Annotated in this window: 14 protein-coding genes; 13 read left to right on the forward strand and 1 reads right to left on the reverse strand. The window is 60.0% G+C overall.

All coding sequences use genetic code 11. From position 1 onward, the window contains the following. Window positions 1-21 precede the first annotated feature (21 nt). Window positions 22-1,053, forward strand: a complete 1,032-nt coding sequence (locus AC1AWK_RS01915; RefSeq protein WP_476567667.1) for a prephenate dehydrogenase — start codon at window positions 22-24, stop codon at window positions 1,051-1,053. On the opposite strand, the gene AC1AWK_RS01920 is transcribed toward AC1AWK_RS01915, so the two are convergent. Then, window positions 1,042-1,314, reverse strand: a complete 273-nt coding sequence (locus AC1AWK_RS01920; RefSeq protein ID WP_476567669.1) for a DUF6725 family protein — start codon at window positions 1,312-1,314, stop codon at window positions 1,042-1,044. The two genes, AC1AWK_RS01915 and AC1AWK_RS01920, sit on opposite strands and share 12 nt — an antisense overlap. A gap of 51 nt (window positions 1,315-1,365) precedes the next feature. On the opposite strand from AC1AWK_RS01920, the gene AC1AWK_RS01925 reads away from it, so the two are divergent. The 12 genes from AC1AWK_RS01925 to acnA all read left to right on the forward strand — a co-directional run bounded on the left by AC1AWK_RS01925 (window position 1,366) and on the right by acnA (window position 18,821). Beyond that, a complete protein-coding gene (locus AC1AWK_RS01925) occupies window positions 1,366-2,292 on the forward strand; it encodes a tyrosine recombinase XerC (RefSeq protein WP_476567671.1) in 927 nt (308 codons plus the stop codon). A 441-nt stretch (window positions 2,293-2,733) separates the two neighbouring features. Beyond that, entirely contained in the window at window positions 2,734-4,368 is a 1,635-nt protein-coding gene (locus AC1AWK_RS01930; RefSeq protein ID WP_476569531.1) for a peptide ABC transporter substrate-binding protein, read from the forward strand. A gap of 373 nt (window positions 4,369-4,741) precedes the next feature. Next, window positions 4,742-5,671 (forward strand): ABC transporter permease, encoded by a 930-nt coding sequence (locus AC1AWK_RS01935; RefSeq protein ID WP_476567673.1) that lies wholly within the window; start codon window positions 4,742-4,744, stop codon window positions 5,669-5,671. Window positions 5,672-5,683: 12 nt separating this feature from the next. Further along, on the forward strand, window positions 5,684-6,673 hold the full coding sequence (locus AC1AWK_RS01940; protein ID WP_476567675.1) for an ABC transporter permease: 990 nt from the start codon (window positions 5,684-5,686) through the stop codon (window positions 6,671-6,673). 29 nt (window positions 6,674-6,702) lie between these two features. Then, window positions 6,703-8,709 (forward strand): dipeptide ABC transporter ATP-binding protein, encoded by a 2,007-nt coding sequence (locus AC1AWK_RS01945; protein ID WP_476569533.1) that lies wholly within the window; start codon window positions 6,703-6,705, stop codon window positions 8,707-8,709. 108 nt (window positions 8,710-8,817) lie between these two features. Continuing rightward, window positions 8,818-9,675, forward strand: coding sequence for an exodeoxyribonuclease III (locus AC1AWK_RS01950; protein ID WP_476567677.1), 858 nt, complete (start codon window positions 8,818-8,820; stop codon window positions 9,673-9,675). A 95-nt stretch (window positions 9,676-9,770) separates the two neighbouring features. Then, the gene (locus tag AC1AWK_RS01955; protein WP_476567679.1) at window positions 9,771-10,595 is read left to right on the forward strand and encodes a DUF3710 domain-containing protein; all 825 of its coding nucleotides are present in this window, start codon (window positions 9,771-9,773) and stop codon (window positions 10,593-10,595) included. Between the two features lie 2 nt (window positions 10,596-10,597). Then, window positions 10,598-11,344 (forward strand): DUF3159 domain-containing protein, encoded by a 747-nt coding sequence (locus tag AC1AWK_RS01960; protein ID WP_476567681.1) that lies wholly within the window; start codon window positions 10,598-10,600, stop codon window positions 11,342-11,344. A 96-nt stretch (window positions 11,345-11,440) separates the two neighbouring features. Further along, window positions 11,441-12,760 carry a class I SAM-dependent RNA methyltransferase gene (locus tag AC1AWK_RS01965; protein WP_476567683.1) on the forward strand — a complete coding sequence of 440 codons (1,320 nt, stop codon included), beginning with the start codon at window positions 11,441-11,443 and terminating at the stop codon, window positions 12,758-12,760. A gap of 41 nt (window positions 12,761-12,801) precedes the next feature. Further along, complete coding sequence (locus AC1AWK_RS01970; protein WP_476567684.1) at window positions 12,802-13,344, forward strand: type 1 periplasmic-binding domain-containing protein; 543 nt, start codon at window positions 12,802-12,804, stop codon at window positions 13,342-13,344. A 165-nt stretch (window positions 13,345-13,509) separates the two neighbouring features. Continuing rightward, entirely contained in the window at window positions 13,510-16,005 is a 2,496-nt protein-coding gene (locus AC1AWK_RS01975) for an HAD-IC family P-type ATPase (protein WP_476567686.1), read from the forward strand. Between the two features lie 98 nt (window positions 16,006-16,103). Further along, window positions 16,104-18,821 carry an aconitate hydratase AcnA gene (acnA, locus tag AC1AWK_RS01980; protein ID WP_476567688.1) on the forward strand — a complete coding sequence of 906 codons (2,718 nt, stop codon included), beginning with the start codon at window positions 16,104-16,106 and terminating at the stop codon, window positions 18,819-18,821. The last annotated feature ends 34 nt before the right edge of the window (window positions 18,822-18,855 follow it).

Here is an 18,855-nt window from a genome sequence, read left to right on the forward strand (position 1 = left end):
CGAGCGTGGGTAGGAGTAGTGATGGTGTCCGAGGTGGTGCGGAAGAACCATGTGGCGGTGGTGGGTCTGGGGCTGATGGGAGGATCGTTGGCCCGTCGTCTGCTGTGTGCTGGTTACCGGGTGTCGGTGTGGAACCATCGTCCCGATCCGTATGAGCAGGCCGCACGCGAAGGCTTGTGGTGCGCGGATTCGTTGGCCTCCTTGTTGGCGCGTCGTCCGCAGGTAGCGGTGGTGTGTACCTCATTGCGTGCGATGCCGCAGGTGATCGATGCGATGGCGCCGCATATTGATATGGAGTCGACCACACTGACGGATGTCGGCAGTGTGAAGGTTCCGGTGCGTGCCATGGTGGCTTCGGCGGGGCTGTCGGCGTGCTACGTGGGTGCGCATCCGATGGCAGGCAATGAGCGGTCGGGTTGGGGCAGTGCCGATGCGGCGTTGTACGACAATGCCTTGTGGGCGCTGACGGTAGATGAACAGACGGATTATGCGCGGTGGCTGTCGGTGGCCCGACTGGTGACGGACGTGCTGCGCAATCAGGTGGTGGTATGTGACGATGCCGCGCATGACCGTGCGGCGGCGTTGATTTCACACATGCCGCATGTGCTGTCTACGGCATTGATCAATGCGCTGGTAGATGATGGCGGGCGTCAGTTGGCCGCGGCCTTGGCTGCGGGGTCCTGGCGCGATATGACGCGCGTGGCGCTAACCGATCCGCAGCGCACACAGGCGATGGTGCAAGGGGATGCGGCTAATGTGGCGGCGCTGCTGCGCGATATGGCGCGACGCTGTACTGATGCGGCGCAGGCGTTGGAGCAGGGCGATGTGGCGTGGTTGGATGAGTTTTTCCGCCACGGCGATCCGTTCCGGCGGTATCGCGAGCACCAGGCCGGCGCATGTGATACATTGCAGGAAGGAGCGCTGCGTCGCACGATGACATTGCATCCCGAAGACTGGCGTAATCAGTTGTGTTCGTGGACGTTGCAAGGGTGGCGCATACTGGCGGTGCGCGCCGATGGCAGCGTGGACTTGGAACGTCGCCTAATTGATTGAGAATGTGCGGCGGGGCGTCGTGCGTCGTTCGGGGACTGGTTTGAGTCGCACGATGCTGGCGGCATCGATGGTGACGTCACTGGCTGGGCGGCGGCCGTTGGCGCTGGCGTCTCGGTGCATCAGCAACGTGGTGCCGTCCCAGGATTGCACATGTCCGACGATATCACGGTAAACCGGACGCTCGGTGTGGGGGTCGATGCCGTCGCCGATGCGCACGACCAGGCGCGATCCAATCGGAATGTGGGGTGGTAGAGTGCTCATGCGTGGCATCGTATCCCTGCGCGTGGGACAATGCATATAGGAGACAGAGCCATGGACGAAGATAGTGATGCGCGAGTAGGCGAATGCGATGGGCGGATGCTTGTGGCGTTTGCCCGATATCTGCGTGCGAATCGTGGTTTGTCGGAGCATACGGTAACCGCCTATGTGTCGGATGTGCGTGCGTGGATGCAATCCATGCGCGAGCATGGTGTCGTTGATATCAATACGGTAAGCGCCAATGATGTGCGCCTATGGCTGGCCTCGCGGGTGCAGGATCATAGCCGTGCCACTATGGCACGTAACGTCGTGGCGATTCGGGCTTGGTTTTCCTGGGCACATGAGCATGGCGTGGTGTCTGGCAATCCGGTGGCCGATATGGCCACTCCCAAAATGGCGCAGACGTTACCGGTGGTGTTGAACGAACGACAAGCTGGTCAATTGATGGATGGCGGCGAGACAACTGCCGAAAACGATGACCCGGTGTCGATTCGGGATGCAGCTATGTTGGAATTGCTGTATGGTACGGGAATGCGCGTGGCGGAATTGTCGGGGCTTGATGTGGGCGATGTGATGTTCGCCAATCGTACGGTGAAAGTAATGGGAAAGGGACGTAAGCAGCGGGTAGTACCGTTCGGCGTGCCCGCCGATCAAGCGTTGCGTCGTTGGTTGGACGTCCGTGCCTCGCTGACTGACCTAGGTTCGCGAGGTGCCCTGTTCGTTGGTGTACGCGGCGGTCGCATCGACGTGCGGGTGGTTCGGCAGGTGGTGCATCGGTATGCCCGGATGGCGGGAGTGCCGGATGTGTCGCCCCATGCGCTGCGACATAGCGCGGCCACTCATATGCTCAATGGCGGCGCTGATATTCGCCAGGTGCAGGAGATGTTGGGGCATTCGTCGTTGACCACAACCCAGCGGTACACGCATGTATCCATCGAACAGCTCAAGCAGCGGTACGGTCAGGCGTTTCCTCGAGCATAATTAGGCGTGGACGTGGTGGGAACTGCGTGTTCTTGGTGTGTCGCAGCGTTATGAGCGTTACAATCGCATGCGGCTTTGCGGCATTGTCGCCGTTGGCAAGAATTAACCTTGTCGTAACATGACGGTCACCAAAACCACGGTCGAATCGTAATGATTAGTACTGCCCGTACGGTGTAGCTCACGGGTGTCATGCTGTGAAAACCCTGATTTTTCTAAGAGAAAACGCTGTTTGTTGCATGTGGAGAACGCAGGAGGAGTGGCGCTGTCCACAATCTGTATTCATGGTTGCGGCTTCGATTGTGCCCGTGCCACCATGGAGACTATCAGCAATGGGGTTGGTGACTGTGCGGTATGCCGTATATGGTCGCCGACCCTTTTGTGTACCAACGGTTTGCTGGTCGCACCGTGCGGCCAGCACCCAAGCAAAGGAGAACCATGGTGATGAAGAAGAAAGCACTCGCCGTAGCGGCGGCCGTGTGCGCCGCGGGCATGTTGCTCAGCGGTTGCGGCGGTTCCGGATCCGGCGGCAGCACTGCCGCTGAAGGCAACGTCATGAAGGTGTACGGCTGCGAGCCTCAGCATCCGCTGATTCCGACCAATACGAACGAAACGTGCGGCGGCAATCCGCTCAGCTTGCTTTTCGCCAATCTGGTGGCTTTCGATGCTAAGGGCAACGCCAAGAATGAAGTGGCGCAGTCCATCGAGCCGAATGCCGACAACACCGAGTACACCATCAAGCTCAAGAGTGGCTGGAAGTTCACCGACGGCACGCCCGTGACCGCTGAATCCTTCACCAAGGCATGGAGCTATGGCGCCAACGCCGCCAATGCGCAGGTCTCGTCCAGCTTCTTCAATGTCATCAAGGGTTTCGAAGATTTGCAGAAGGATGGGCTCAAGGGCGACGAGCAGCTCTCCGGTCTGCAGGTGGTGGATGACACCACGTTCACCGTTCAGCTCAACGCGCCAAGCTCGACGTTCCCCATCATGGTCGGATACAACGCTTATGCGCCGTTGCCGGAATCCTTCTACAAGGATCCCAAGGCATTCGGCAATAACCCGGTGGGCAACGGTACCTACAAGTTTGAGTCCTGGACACACAACCAGAGCATCAAATTGGTGAAGAACACCAATTATAAGGGTTCTTTCCCCACAAAGAATGACGGCATCACCTTCCAGATGTACACCGACCCGCAGCCGGCGTATGCCGACGTGCAGGCGGGCAACCTGGATGCGATGGAAACCGTGCCGTCCTCGGCTTCCAAGACGTTCCAGACCGATTCGCAGGTTCAGGCCATTAATGAAGCCGGTTCGGTGTTCCAATCCTTTACGTTCCCCTCGACCATGGAGCATTTCAAGCTTGATGAGGAAGGTCGTCTGCGTCGTCAGGCGATCTCCATGGCTATCAACCGCCAGCAAATCATCGACAAGCTGTATAACGGTCAGGGCACCGCGGCCGTCGACTGGACCGCGCCGATCATCCCGGGTTACTCGGCTGACCTGCCGGGCAACGAGGTGCTCAAGTACAACGCCGACAAGGCTAAGGAACTCTGGGAGCAGGCGAACGCAATCAATCCGTGGAAGGACACCGACGAGTTCCAGGTTGCCTACAACTCCGATTCGGGCGGCAAGGACGTCTACGACGCCATCACGAACTCCATCAAGAACGCGCTGGGCATCAAGGCTTCCTCAGTGGCTTATCCGACCTTCTCCGAATTCCGTAATACGGTCCTCAAGCGCGAGATGAAGATTGCCTTCCGTACTGGTTGGCAGCCGGATTATCCGTCGCCGGAAAGCTACCTGGTGTCCCTGTATGATTCGTCCGCCGCTGACGGCAACGGCTCCAACGATGGCGATTACAAGAACCCTGAGTTCGACGCCTTGATGGATCAGGCCGCTCAGGCTCCGGATGAGGACGCCGCGAACAAGCTCTACCAGCAGGGCGAAGAGCTGCTGTTCAAGGACATGCCTGCCGTGCCGCTGTGGTACAGCAACAACAAGGGCGTGGCGGCGCTCGGTGTCAAGGGCTTTGCCATCACGTGGCAGGGCATCCCGGATTACCGCGAGCTGACCCGCTGACCTTGTTGAGGTCCCGATGATGGTCTGTAATCGGCCATCACACCGAGAGTGATTTCTGGGGCCGGACGCCAGTAGGCGGCCGGCCCCTCACCTTATCGAAGCGCCGTGCCTCTCGGGATGACAATTGTGCGGATAGTGTCCTAATGTCCGCGCTGGAAGTAGTATGGTGCTTCAACGATTTGTTTTCATGCCCCAGCTTGTGGCATCGTCGGTTGGCCGCTGGCTTGCGCCGCGTCTTGGAATCGACAGATTTGCGTCGTTGTCGCTGGTTAGGCATGAGTCGGATGTGCTCATGGGATTTGCACCCGAGAGCATGTCATGTGCCGTTGTCGCTTTTGCGGGCGTCGTGGCACCGCAAAAAAGGAGTTAGCCGATGCTGAAGTATTTGTTGCGGCGTATCGTGCAGATGATACCCGTGATTCTTGGCACGACGCTGTTGATCTACGCGCTGGTATTCGCGCTGCCTGGCGACCCGGTGGCCGCCATGTTCGGCAGCAAGCCGGTCAATAAGGCCGTCGAAGCGCAGATTCGTGCCGAGTACAACCTCGATAAGCCGTTCATCGTCCAGTACCTGTTGTTCCTGGGCAACGCACTGACCTTGAACTTCGGTCAGACGTTCTCGCAGCAGCCAGTTATCGACGTGATTGGACGCGCATTCCCGGTCACCATCAAGTTGGCGATCATGGCGTTTGTGTTCGAGGCGATCTTCGGCGTCATCTTCGGTGTCATCTCCGGCTTGAAGAAGGGCAAGTGGTATGACTCCGTCATCCTGATTATTTCGTTGCTGCTCATTTCGGTGCCGACCTTTGTAACCGGCTTCGTCATGCAGTACCTGTTGGGTGTCAAATGGCGCATTCTGCCGGTGACCGCCGGCGCAAATCCCGGTTTCTTGGATCTGCTGATGCCGGCAATGGTGCTGGGCAGCGTTTCGATGGCATCTATTATTCGTCTGAGCCGCAGCGAAATCACCGAGAACATCGCCGAGGATTACGTGCGCACGGCGTTTGCCAAGGGTATGTCACGCAACTCGGTAATGCTGCGTCATGTGCTGCGCAACTCGTTGATTCCACTGGTCACCTATCTGGGCGCCGACTTGGGAGCATTGATGGGTGGTGCCATGATTTCCGAGCGCATCTTCAATATCCAGGGTATCGGCAACACGTTGTACCAAGCGATTTTGCGTGGCGAAGGACCACTGGTTGTCTCCATCGTCACTCTGCTGGTATTCATCTTTGTGATTTGCAACCTAGTGGTGGACATGCTGTACGCCGTGCTTGATCCGCGTATCCGTTACGGCAAGTGAGAGGTGTGAACGATGAGTGATAAGAATCTCGAAGCCGTGATTCCCGGCGAGGCGATGTTCATTGAGGCATTGCCCGGACAGGAGCGCATGGTTGCTCCGCTGGAGGAGACTCCGTTGCATGAGGTAGACTCCTTGGACGATTCCATGCCGCCGACCAGTATGTGGGCGGATGCATGGCGTCAGCTTCGCCGTAATCCGATGTTCATTGTCTCTGCCATTTTGGTGGTGATGGTGCTGATTGTAGCGCTGTTCCCGCAGCTATTCACCAAAACCGATCCGGCGGCTTGCGATTTGATGAATTCGTTAAACAAGCCGAGCGAGGGCCATCCCTTCGGCTTCGATATGCAGGGCTGCGACGTGTATGCCCGCGTGGTATACGGCGCACGCGTATCGGTGAGCATCGGTATCCTCACCACGCTGATGGTGACGGTGATCGGTGCTTTGCTGGGCGCGCTGGCCGGCTTCTTCGGTGGCTGGGTCGATGCGATCATTAGCCGTTTGGTCGACATCTTCTATGCCGTGCCGTTGCTGCTTGGTGCCATCGTGCTGCTGCAGATGTTCCGTGATTCCTCATCGATTTGGAAGATTGTCTTCGCGCTGTCGCTGTTTGGCTGGGTGAGCATGGCCCGTATTACACGGAGCGCGGTGTTGGAGGCGAAAAACCTTGAGTTCAATACCGCGTCCACAGCATTGGGCTCCTCGCCGATGCGCAATCTGTTCCGTCATATTCTGCCGAATTCCCTAGCGCCCATCATCGTGATGGCGACTATGTCGTTGGGCGGATACATTGTGTCCGAGGCGACGCTGAGCTTCCTGGGCATTGGCTTGCCGAGCACCGTGGTGAGCTGGGGTGGCGATATTTCCACCGCGCAGACAGTGCTGACGACGAATCCTTCGGTGTTGTTCTATCCGTCCGCCGCGTTGGCGATCACCGTGTTGGCATTCATTTTGCTGGGTGACTCCGTCCAGGACGCGCTGAACCCGAAGAGCCGTAAGGCGTAAGTGTGGAGGAAGCTATGAACGAAACAGCGATGAATACACAGCGTTCCGCCGAAGGCTCCTTGCGTGGGTTGCAGCTGGAACAAGGACCGCTCCTGGAAGTCAAGGACCTGCAGGTTGACTTCACCTCCGGCAAGCACACCGTGCATGCCGTGCGCAGTGCCAACTTCTCCGTGTATCCTGGCCAGTGGGTCGCCATCGTAGGCGAGTCCGGTTCGGGCAAGTCGACTTCCGCCATGGCGGTGCTCGGTTTGCTGGCGGGTACCGGCAAGGTTGTTGGCGGCAGCATGAAGCTCAACGGCGAGGAACTCGTCGGCAAGAGCGATAAGGAATTCAGCAAGCTGCGCGGACGTCACATGGGCTTGGTTCCGCAGGACCCGATGAGCAACCTCAATCCAGTGTGGCGCATTGGCACGCAAGTCAAGGAGGCGCTTAAGGCCAGTGGCATGGACGTTTCGCACGAGAAGCGCTCGAAGCTTGCCAAGGCGCTGGCGGTCGAAGACGTGCAGCTGAAGGATAACGACGATGAGTTGTTCCTGGCGGCCAAGGACCGTGATGGATTGATGGCGGCGGCGCGTGCCGCGTTGAGCTCCGCCGGTGTGACAGATATCGATGCGCGCATGGCGTATTTCGATGAAGAATGGGTCCCTGGTTCGGAAACTCGCTGGCGTGTGGCGCAGGACCTCATCCAGTCTGGCGTGCAGGACGATACCGCATGGTCGCTGGCCAAGCAGTATGTCAACGGTTCCAATATGGAAGACCGCATTGCCGGTTTGCTGTCGGAGGCTGGTTTGCCGGATGCCGCCACGCGTGCCCGTCAGTTCCCGCATGAGTTCTCGGGCGGTATGCGCCAGCGTGCGCTGATCGCCATCGGTTTGGCGTCTCGTCCTGACCTGCTGATCGCCGACGAGCCGACGTCCGCGTTGGATGTGACCGTCCAGAAGAAGATTCTCGACCACCTGCACATGCTTACCGATTCATTGGGCACCGCAGTGTTGTTCATCACCCACGACTTGGGTCTGGCCGCCGAGCGCGCCCAGCACATTGTGGTGATGTACAAGGGCCAGGTCGTCGAGTCCGGTCCGTCCTTGGAAGTGTTGCAGCATCCGCAGCATCCATATACCAAGCGTCTGGTTGCCGCGGCTCCGTCCTTGGCGTCCCAGCGCATTATCTCGGCCAAGGAGCGTGGCGAGGATGCCTCCGCGCTGATGGAACATCACACGGTGGGCAACGACGTGCTGGAACGCAGCGAGCACATCATTACGGTGGAGCACCTGACCAAGGAGTTCAAGCTGCCGCGCCGCAAGGAGATGTTCAAGGCTGTGGACGACGTGTCGTTCTCGGTGAAGCGTGGCACCACGCTGGCCATTGTGGGCGAGTCCGGTTCGGGCAAGTCCACCGTGGCGAACATGGTGCTGAAGTTGTTGGAGCCGACCAGCGGTGAGGTCACCTACGAGGGCAAGAGCATCGCCGGCTTGAAGGGGTCGGCGCTGCTGGACTTCCGTCGTCATGTGCAGCCGGTGTTCCAGAACCCGTATGGTTCGCTCGATCCGATGTACTCCATCTTCCGTTCGATCGAAGAACCGCTGCGCATCCATAAGATCGGCGATGCGAAGAGCCGTGCGGCGCGTGTGCGCGAGTTGCTGGACATGGTCAAGATGCCCGAATCCGTGATGACCCGCTATCCCAACGAGTTGTCGGGCGGTCAGCGTCAGCGTATCGCCGTGGCTCGTGCCATGGCACTCGACCCAGATGTGATCGTGTGTGACGAGGCCGTGTCCGCATTGGACGTGTTGGTGCAGGACCAAGTGCTGCAGCTACTCAACGATCTGCAGGCTGAAAAGGGTCTGAGCTACCTGTTCATCACCCACGATTTGGCGGTGGTTCGTCAGATTGCCGACGAAGTGGTGGTGATGCAGCACGGCAAGCTCGTGGAGCATGCGACCACCGACCAGGTGTTCGACCATCCGCAGCAGCAGTACACTCGTGATCTGCTGGACGCCATTCCCGGCGGCAAGCTGCAGCTGGGTCTGGATTAAGCGAGCGGCTGCGACGAGTAGCGTATCGTAATGGTGAGGCTTGGCAATGTGCCAAGCCTCACATTGTTGTGGGCCCCACGAGGCGTCAGCGCTGGTATGCTCGTATCCATGAGCATTACAGTGACGACTTCCAATATGAACGGCATTCGCGCGGCGAAGCGCAAGGGGCTGGAACACTGGGCATCGCAGAACGCTCCCGACGTGTGGTGCATGCAGGAGGTGCGTGCCCCGCAGGAGGATGTCGACGGTATCTTCCAGGAGCTGGCGTTCACGTATGCCACGTCGTCGCGTCTGCGCGACGGCGAGTTGCAGACCATGAACGAAGTATGTCGCGTCAAGGGTCGTGCCGGTGTGGGACTGCTGTCCACTTTGCCGGTGCTGGAGCGTCGGTACGGGTTGCCGGGGTTGGAAGAGGACGTGGACTCGGGGCGGTGGATCGAAGCGGATATCACCACGCCGCAGGGGTATACGCTGACGATTGCCAGCGTATATGTGCACGCCGGCAATATGGACGATCCATTGAAGATGGAGCAGAAATATCGCTTCCTGGACACGATGCTGCAGCGTTTGGGCGAGCTTCGCCACGAAGCTGCCAATGGTGGGCGGCAAACCATCTTGTGCGGAGATTTCAATATCGCGCATACGCCGTTGGATATCAAGAACGCCAAGGCCAATGAGACCCATGCCGGATTCCTGCCGCAGGAGCGTGCCTACATCGACCGGTGGCTGGAAGAATACGAGTTCGTGGATGTGGTGCGCGATTTGGCCGGCGATGTGCAAGGCCCGTATACCTGGTGGAGCCAGCGCGGCAAGGCGTTTGACAATAACATGGGCTGGCGTATCGACTATCAGTTTGCCACGCCTGAGCTGGCACAGACAGCTCGTGGGTTCGTCATCGACAAGGCTCCCAGTTACGACGCCCGATGGTCGGATCACGCGCCGCTGACCGTCACCTATGACGTGTGAGTCGCGGCATGGCGCGTGGCGTGCTGACGCGGCGCGCAAGGTGGAAGTGCTAGGCTAGTCACGGTTGCAATCGCATATTGACGAAATGAGGAATCATGGGATTGTTTGGATTCGGCAAGAAGAAGCGTCACGATGAGGAGACGGCAAGCCAGGTAGACTCCGCTGCAGTGGAGCAGGGCATCGAGTCGGGGGAGCAGGAGACGCAGGACGATGCTTCCATGGGCGTCGGTATGTGCTATGAGGGTCGTGGACAGTCTCGCGGCCCCTGGGACGTCAATGACGAGGACGTTCCCGATTATGACGAATATCTGGATTTGGGCGCGTATTATCTGCCGTTCATGCAAGGCATCGGCTTGGGAATCAAGGCAAGCCGTGAAACGCGTCAGGTGTTGGGATCTACGATTACCTTCGGCACGTCCAGCGTGGAAATCGAGGCGTTCGCCGCGCCGAAGACAGCTGGCTTATGGGATGATGTGCGCCAGGACTTGTTGGAGGGCAACAGCCAGGCCAGCGAGCATGAGGGCGTGTTTGGTATGGAAGTGGCCATGCCGGTGACGCTCAAGGACGGCAAGACCGTGATGACACGCATTGTCGGCGTGGATGGGCCGCGCTGGATGCTGCGTGGTGTATTCTCCGGCGCTGCGGCGCAGGAAGGCACGGATGACGCAGAAGCATTGAACCGATTCTTTGCCGATATTGTCATCGAACGTGGTGAGGAGCCGTTGGCGCCGCGTGATTTGATTCCCATGCATCCTCCCGTCACGCCGGGCGAGCGCCGTGCGGCGCAGGAAGGCGACGAGGGCGACGAGAAGAGTGCGCCATCTATGCCTGAGCAGCCCAAGGGACCGTTCGATTCCGATCAGCAGACGGAAGTCAAGACCACCCTGTCGCGTGGTCCGATGTTCTCTGAAGTTCGATAATCATGGAGCAGCCTCGCAAGAATACCGGTTTGTCGGCTTTGGCCGCAGCTGGCGACGGTGCCGAGTTTTCGGTCATCGAAGCGATTGGCGGCGTTCGTGGTGTCGTGGAATCCATGCTGCCGGGCGTGCTGTTTGTCGTGCTGTTCGTGATAACCCGTGATGTGCAGGTTACGGTGATTGCTTCGGCGGTATTGGCGGTGCTGCAGGTTGTGGTGCGCTTGGTGCAACGCCAATCGGCATGGGGAGCGGTGAGCGGACTGATTGCCGTCGGCATTTGCCTGGTGTGGGCGTGGCAAAGCCATGAGGCGCGCAATTACTATGTGTTCGGTTTTCTGACCAATGCGGTGTATGCGGTGCTGCTGTTGGTGTCGGTGTTGGTACGGGTGCCTGGATTGGGGCTGGTGGTGGAGTTCATCCGCTCGATGCCCACCGAGCGTTTGGGTGAATGGCTGCGTGCCTGGCGCTCGGATAAGGCCTTGCTTCGTGCCTATACGGTTATCACCGTGCTGTGGATTGGCGTGTTTGCCCTGCGTTTGCTGGTGCAGGTGCCGTTGTATCTGACGAACAACGTAGGCTGGCTGGGCACGACGCGGTTGCTGATGGGCATTCCGTTCTGGGCGGCTGCCATTTGGGTGTCGTATCTTATCATTGCTACGCCTTTGCATCAGCATCGTGTGCGCGAGCGGCAGCGGGCCGAAGCGGCGCAGGAAGCGTCGCAGCGGCGTGAATCCGGCGAATCGGGGCGGTAGTTCACGCTGGTACCAGTGACGTGCGGCGGCATATCGGCCGTGTGACAGTGAGCATTGTTTCAAGCCGTGCTCAGAAGAACGAAGGAGAACACGAGTATGCAGATGACCGTCCGTATGGAACGCTACGCCGATCAGGGGCGGTGCGTGGCTCATGTCGATGGCCGTGTGGTGTTCGTGCGATTCGCCTTGCCGGGAGAATTGGTGCGTATCGAGCTGGATGAGCCGTGCGACCGTACTGACCGTTTTTGGACGGGCGAAGTGGTGGAGGTGCTGGATGCCAATGAGCATCGGGTATCGCCGCCGTGGGCATTGGCCGGTCCGTTGTCGCAGGGCGGTGGTGTCGGCGGGGCTGATCTGATTCATGTGGATTTGCCCGGTCAGCTGGCATGGAAGTCAGCGGTGGTGCACGAGCAGATGGCACGGTTGGGGCATTGCGAGCTCGATGACCTGACGGTGGGGCGCATGGCGGGTGATGACGCCTTGGCGGGCTTGCACTGGCGTACGCGTATCGAGATGATTGCCGATGAGCACGGTCGCGTATCCATGCACCGGCGCGGCACCCATGTGCGCGTGCCGATCGACGATATGCCGTTGGCGAGCCGTGCTTTGCTGGCAGTGGCAAAGCGCGAGGGCGTATGGGAACGCACGTTTGCCGCTGGAGCACAGATTCGCATTGCCGTCCCCCAGCCTCGGCATATGGATGACATAGCGGCTGACGATGAGACGCTGCTACGGGCCGTCGGTGACAATTATGCGGTGCTGGTGGATGGCGTGCTGGACTCGGGCAACGCGCGACTGCATGAGTGTGTGCCGTATGACGGCGTCGATTACCACTATGAGGTTGCCGCCAAGGGGTTTTGGCAGATGCACCGTCAGGCACCGTTGGCATTGTGCGGTGCGGTGATGGATGCGGTGCGTGAGGCTACGGCCGGTAATGACGCTCCGGTGCTGTGGGATTTGTATTCGGGTTCGGGATTGTTTACCGTGCCGATGGCATGCGCGACGGCACCGCACTCGCGGGTGTTCGCGGTGGAAGGTGCCCAGCCTGCGGTGAGCGCCGCGCGGCGTACCGTGCAAGCCATGGGAGTGGACGGGCGCGTGCACCTGCACTGCGGAGATGTGTCGGCCAGCTTGCGCCAGGTGCCGCAGGCTTTGAGCAACCCTGATGTGGTGGTGCTTGACCCGCCGCGCGCAGGTGCCAAGGCGCAGGTATGTCGCCAGATTGCCCGCAGCGGTGCGCCGGTGGTGGTGTATGTTGCCTGTGATGTGGCCAGCGTGGCCCGTGATACCGCCACGTTGATGTCGTTGGGCTATCAGACTCCGGCCGTGCGGGCTTTCGATGTGTATCCGATGACGCATCATGTTGAGGTGGTCGCCGTGTTTCGGCGTGAGCGGTCGCAGGCAGGCGCACGGTGATTGGCATATTAGGCAGGTGCGGCGCAACGGGCAGTCGCGTTGTGGGCATACTTGCGACCTTGGCGTTGGGTCTGGGGCTATCAGCGTGTACGCCTGCCGGACAAGCGGTTGGTGACACGCGCAGTGCGGCTGATGTGGCGCATGATGAACCGCGGCGTATGGAGATGACGCTGGGGTATATCGGTTCGTCGGATACGGCGTTTGATGCGTCGGTGCTCGCATGGTTGCAGGAACGTGGATTGCATACGGTGTATGCGTCGACGAATGATGTGGATAATCCCGTAGTGGCTGGATGCCAAGGATTGCGCGATATGGCGAATCGTCAGGTCAATCTGATTGTGCTGTCGAAGCTGGCGTATGACGACGCCCATGCGGCTGCATGGCGTGCGGCGCTACGATATGTGCGTGAGGCTGGGGTGGCGGTGGTGCTGCTCGATCCGCAGCGCTTGCCGAAACGCGAGACATTATTCGCCGCCGTGTTGCGCAGTGACAGTGACGCTTCGGCGCAATCATTGGACGACGTGTTGGTGACGGTCGCTGCCGATGAGCCACACGCACGCACGATTTCGGTACGGCTTGACTGACGGGAATGCAGGCAGCGGTGTTGGTATGTGGTATACCACGGACGCGTGTTCTGTTGGTGTGCTGTCCGTATCGAGCGGGGCTCAGTGGCGTTCGTACCCAAGCCACGGCATAATGGGTTAGAGATACAGGGCACGTGCTGCCTTTTTCGGACGGTAAGGACGCTGATGACGCTACGACAGGATGACGCTCATATCCAGGCACCTGATATTGCGGGATTGTCCGCGGTCGAAGTCGATGAGCGTGTGGCACGTGGCGCGGTGAATGTGACGCATGATACGACGTCGCGCTCGGTGGCGACTATCATTCGTGCCAATGTGTGCACACTGTTCAATGGCATTATTGCGGTGGCCATGGTATTGGTGCTGCTGACGGGCTCATGGCGCGACGCGGTGTTCGGCATGGTGATCATCATCAACACCGGCATCGGCATCATTACCGAGTTGCGGGCGAAGCGCACGCTGGACCGCTTGTCCATTTTGGTAGCCTCGCAGTATACGGTGCGACGCGACGGTTGTGATATGCAGGTGGGTCATGACCACATCGTCATGGATGACGTGTTGTGGCTGCATGCGGGTGATCAGGTGCCTGCGGATGCGCAAATCTTACGCAATTGGGGATTGGAACTCGACGAATCCATGTTGACCGGCGAGTCACGCACGGTACATGGCGTAGAAGGCAAGACGGTGTATTCCGGCTCATCCGTGGTGGCGGGTGCCGGTTTGGTACGGGTGACGGCTGTGGGCGCCAGTAGTTATGCGGCGAAATTGACGGCGCAGGCCAAGGTGTATCGCAAGACGATTTCTGATTTGAACCGGGGCATCAACACCATTTTGAAATTCATGACCATCGTGGTGGTGCCGTTGTGCGTATTGCTGGTGTGGTCGCAGATGCACGCGCTGGGCGGTGTGTCGGTGGCATGGCAAACCGGTCAGTGGCGTCATGCTGTGGTGTCCGCGGTGGCCGGTGTGGTCGGCATGATTCCTGAGGGTTTGGTGCTGCTTACCTCGCTGAATTTTGCCGTGGCGGCGATGCGGCTGGCCCGTCGGCAGACGTTGGTGCAGGAGTTGGAATCGGTGGAGACGCTGGCGCGCGTCGATGCCTTGAATCTGGATAAAACCGGCACGATTACGGACGGCGGCATGGTGATGTCCGCGTTGGTGATGCTGCGTGAGGATTATGCGGATGATACGCGACAGGCGCTGTACGACGTCTGCGACGAACCTCAGCCCAACGGGACTGGTGCCGCGGTGCTGGCATATTTGCGCGGGCAGGGGGTGGTGCCCGGTGCGGTGGACGAACGGGTGCCGTTTTCGTCGGCTCGCAAATGGAGCGCGGTGCGCGTGCGCGATACCTGGTGGTATATGGGAGCGCCGGAAATGGTGATGGCGGCGCTGCAGGATGACGTGGTGCGCGAGGCGGCGAGCCAGGTGTCGCAATTGGCGGGGCAGGGCCATCGTGTGCTGGTGGTGGCCCGCGCCACCGATGGCGGGGCTCATGAGGGAAACGCTGGCGTTGGCGAGCCTGTGATAGCGTCTTCGGCGGTGCCCGTCGCCTTGGTGTTGTGTGACGAGCATGTGCGCGAGGATGCCGAGCAAACGCTGGCATGGTTCAGGCAGCAGGGCGTGCGCTGTCGGGTGATTTCCGGAGACAATCCTGTGACGGTTGCCGCCATCGCCCGTAAGGTGCGGCTTGCCGGGGATCGTGATCCGGTGGCTGTGGATGCCCGCACGTTGCCCGACGATCCGCAGGAGCTTGCGCGGGTCTTGGAAGAGATCGATGTGGTGGGGCGCGTGCTGCCGGAACAGAAAAAAGCCATAGTGGACGCGCTGCATACGCGCGGGCATGTGGTGGCGATGACTGGTGACGGCGTGAACGACGCGCTGGCCATCAAGGAGGCTGATCTGGGTATTGCGATGGGCAATGCCGCGCCGGCCACCAAAGCGGTGGCGCAGGTGGTGCTGGTGGATTCGAAGTTTTCGCATTTGCCCGATGTCGTGGCGCGGGGCCGTCAGGTGATGGCGAATATGGAGCGTGTGGCCAGCCTGTTCCTGGTCAAGACGGTGTATTCGGCGCTAATTTCCTTCGGGGTGGTGCTCACGCAGATTCCGTATCCGTATCTACCCCGGCATATCACCTATGTGGGTGGGCTGACCATTGGCATACCGGCGTTTTTGCTCTCGCTGGCCTCCAATACGCGCCGTTATATTCCCGGATTCCTAGGCAGGGTGGTGAGGTTTGCCTTGCCGGGCGGCATCGCCACGGGGTTGTCCGTGCTGTTGACGGCATGGTTGCTGCCGGTGGTGATGGGCTGGCACGTGCTGGACTCCGCGTATGATTTGGCTCAGCTGCGGGCGACCAGCGCCATCCTGCTGTTTGTGATGGGCGTATCCGTGTTGAGTTTGGTGGCACGGCCGTTGCATACCTGGCGCGGACTGTTGGTGTTGGCCTGTGCCGCATGTGGAGTGGCGGGCATGGCGATACCGCTGGTGGCGCGGTTCTTTGCGCTGCGGCTGCCGTCGGGGGATCTGCTGCGTCCGACAGTGGTGTCGTTGGTGATTGCCGTGGCGATGTTCATGCTGTGCCATTGGCTGTCGCCGTATGTGCAACGGGCGTGTGCGCGGGTGAATCGCTGGTGGGTCGCCCGTCGCCGTCTCACCTAGAGAGACGTAACTGGCGCAATTCACCTTGCCGTAGCATTGGTGGCGCATAATCGGCGGGATAAGTACAGGTACATTGTTGTCCTAAGCCGGGAGGTGCTATGACGCTGCGTGATGAGCGACGAAGTGTGATAACCGTTGCAAATCGTTCTTATGTCTACTGGAATATCGCCGATATTCCCGGAATGCGGCGTCTGCCATATGCGTTGCGCGTTCTGCTGGAACATACGGTGCGGGGTATGGCTCGCGGTGTGGTGGGCGAGGACCAGTTGGAGGTGTTGCTGCGATGGGATCCGCAGGCGCAGCCCGATACGGAAGTGCAGTTCACGCCCAGTCGTGTAGTGATGCAGGATTTCACCGGCGTGCCCTGTGTGGTGGATTTGGCCACCATGCGTGATGCGGTGCGCGATCTTGGCGGCAATCCGTCGGTAATTAACCCACAGGTTCCGGTCGATTTGGTAATCGACCATTCCGTACAGATCGACGCGTACGCGCAGACGGATGCGTGCGAACGCAATATGGAGCTTGAATATCAGCGCAATCACGAACGCTACCAGTTCCTACGCTGGGGGCAACGTGCCTTCGACGGTTTACGTGTGGTGCCGCCGGGCACAGGCATCATTCATCAAGTGAACCTGGAGCATGTGGCGCAGGTGGTGATGGTCGATGAGACGGGAGACATGCCGACGGCGTATCTGGATTCCTGCGTCGGTACGGACTCGCACACCACGATGATTAACGGTTTGGGTGTTCTGGGGTGGGGCGTCGGCGGCATCGAGGCGGAAGCGGCGATGCTGGGACAGCCGGTATCCATGCTACTGCCCAAGGTGGTGGGTTTCCGTCTGACCGGCAGTATGCGCGAAGGCGTGACCGCCACCGACGTGGTGCTCACCATCACCGAAATGCTGCGGCAACACGGCGTGGTGGGCAAGTTTGTGGAATTCTATGGCGACGGTATAGCGAACATGCCGTTGGCGAACCGTGCGACCATGAGCAATATGGCGCCCGAATTCGGGTCCACCTGTGCGATATTCCCCATTGACGAAGTCACTATCGCCTACTTGCGCGATACCGGGCGCGACGCCACACAGGTGGCGTTGGTCGAAGCTTACGCCAAAGCCAACGGATTATGGCACGACGTACACGATCCAGCCTATGAGGAACCGCGGTATTCGGAGTATCTGAGCTTGGACTTGTCAACGGTGGTGCCGTCCATCGCCGGACCGAAACGTCCCCAGGATCGCATTGCCCTTAGCGACGCGCGGCAGGCGTTGCACGAAACCCTACCCACGTACATCGCACAGCGCGGCGATCAGCATGAGCGTTCCGTGCCAGTGCATAGCGTGCGTCTCGGAGACTTCGACTTGCGTGACGGTGCCGTGGTCATCGCTTCCATCACGTCATGCACCAATACCTCGAACCCCAGCGTCATGATGGCGGCGGGGTTGCTGGCGCGCAATGCCGTGCGCCGAGGACTGCGCCCGCAGCCGTGGGTCAAAACCTCGCTGGCGCCTGGCTCTCCCGTGGTAGCCGACTATCTGCGCAGCAGCGGACTGCAGGACGATTTGGATGTCTTGGGATTCAACGTGGTTGGTTTCGGATGCGCCACCTGCATCGGCAACTCCGGACCGTTACCGGAGGACATCAGCGCCGCCATCCATGAGCATGACCTGGCGGTAAGCGCCGTATTGTCCGGCAACCGTAATTTCGAAGGCCGCATCAGCCCGGATGTCGCCATGAACTATCTGGCGTCTCCGCCGCTGGTCATCGCCTATGCGCTCGCCGGCACCATGGATATTGATTTCGCCACGCAGCCTGTGGGTTACGACGAGCACGGCGAGCCGGTGATGCTACGCGAACTGTGGCCGTCCAACGATGACGTGGCCGCATGGGTGTCGCGTACCATCGACCGTTCGATGTTTGAGCGGGATTATGCATCGGTGTTCGACGGCGACGAGCGGTGGCGCGCCCTGCCGGTCCCGGACGGCGAGCTTTTCGCCTGGGATGAGACGTCGACCTATGTGCGCCGCCCGCCGTTCTTCGAGGGGATGGGTGCGACGGTCGACGCGGTGCGCGATATTCAGGGCGCTCGCGTGTTGGCATTGCTCGGTGACTCGGTGACCACCGACCATATTTCCCCGGCGGGCGCGTTCGCCGCGGACAGTCCTGCCGGCGAGTATTTGCGCGAGGCGGGAGTCGAAGTCAAGGACTTCAACTCGTATGGTTCGCGCCGAGGCAATCATGAGGTGATGATGCGCGGCACCTTCGGCAATATCCGTCTGCGCAATCAGCTGCTGGGTTCCCTGGGGCTTCCTGAGCGCAGCGGTGGATACACATATGATTTCCTTGCGGATCGGCCCACGACGATATGGCAGGCCAGCGTGCATTATCGCCAGCAGGGAGTGCCGTTGGTGGTGTTGGCCGGCAAGGAGTATGGCACCGGATCGTCGCGCGATTGGGCGGCAAAGGGCACGATGCTGTTGGGTGTTCGTGCGGTGATCGCGCAGAGTTTCGAACGTATCCATCGCAGCAACCTCATCGGTATGGGCGTGCTCCCGCTGCAGTTTGCCGAAGGCGTCAGCGCGCAGTCCCTGGGGCTGGATGGTACGGAAACCTACGATATCGAGGGTTTATCGGCGTGGCAGGCGCCTGAGGCGCCGCGCACGGTAACGGTGCGGGCGAGACGTGCGGACGGAGGCGAATGCCGTTTCGAGGCTGTGGTGCGCATCGACACTCCGGGTGAGGCTCAGTATTATCGTCACGGTGGAATTTTGCCGTATGTATTGCGTCAGCTTATGGCAGGCGAGGCGTCTCACTAAGCGAGGCTGATCGTAGGCCGGTTCGTCGGGGCTG

It is taken from the genome of Bifidobacterium sp. LH_491 (assembly GCF_056356495.1).

Excerpts from the sequence above, each read along its gene's own strand:
- AC1AWK_RS01915 (WP_476567667.1), top strand. The coding sequence starts at position 22 with ATGGTGTCCGAGGTGGTGCGGAAGAACCATGTGGCGGTGGTGGGTCTG.
- AC1AWK_RS01920 (WP_476567669.1), bottom strand. The coding sequence starts at position 1,314 with ATGAGCACTCTACCACCCCACATTCCGATTGGATCGCGCCTGGTCGTG.
- AC1AWK_RS01925 (WP_476567671.1), top strand. The coding sequence starts at position 1,366 with ATGGACGAAGATAGTGATGCGCGAGTAGGCGAATGCGATGGGCGGATG.
- AC1AWK_RS01930 (WP_476569531.1), top strand. The coding sequence starts at position 2,734 with ATGAAGAAGAAAGCACTCGCCGTAGCGGCGGCCGTGTGCGCCGCGGGC.
- AC1AWK_RS01935 (WP_476567673.1), top strand. The coding sequence starts at position 4,742 with ATGCTGAAGTATTTGTTGCGGCGTATCGTGCAGATGATACCCGTGATT.
- AC1AWK_RS01940 (WP_476567675.1), top strand. The coding sequence starts at position 5,684 with ATGAGTGATAAGAATCTCGAAGCCGTGATTCCCGGCGAGGCGATGTTC.
- AC1AWK_RS01945 (WP_476569533.1), top strand. The coding sequence starts at position 6,703 with ATGAATACACAGCGTTCCGCCGAAGGCTCCTTGCGTGGGTTGCAGCTG.
- AC1AWK_RS01950 (WP_476567677.1), top strand. The coding sequence starts at position 8,818 with ATGAGCATTACAGTGACGACTTCCAATATGAACGGCATTCGCGCGGCG.
- AC1AWK_RS01955 (WP_476567679.1), top strand. The coding sequence starts at position 9,771 with ATGGGATTGTTTGGATTCGGCAAGAAGAAGCGTCACGATGAGGAGACG.
- AC1AWK_RS01960 (WP_476567681.1), top strand. The coding sequence starts at position 10,598 with ATGGAGCAGCCTCGCAAGAATACCGGTTTGTCGGCTTTGGCCGCAGCT.
- AC1AWK_RS01965 (WP_476567683.1), top strand. The coding sequence starts at position 11,441 with ATGCAGATGACCGTCCGTATGGAACGCTACGCCGATCAGGGGCGGTGC.
- AC1AWK_RS01975 (WP_476567686.1), top strand. The coding sequence starts at position 13,510 with ATGACGCTACGACAGGATGACGCTCATATCCAGGCACCTGATATTGCG.
- acnA (WP_476567688.1), top strand. The coding sequence starts at position 16,104 with ATGACGCTGCGTGATGAGCGACGAAGTGTGATAACCGTTGCAAATCGT.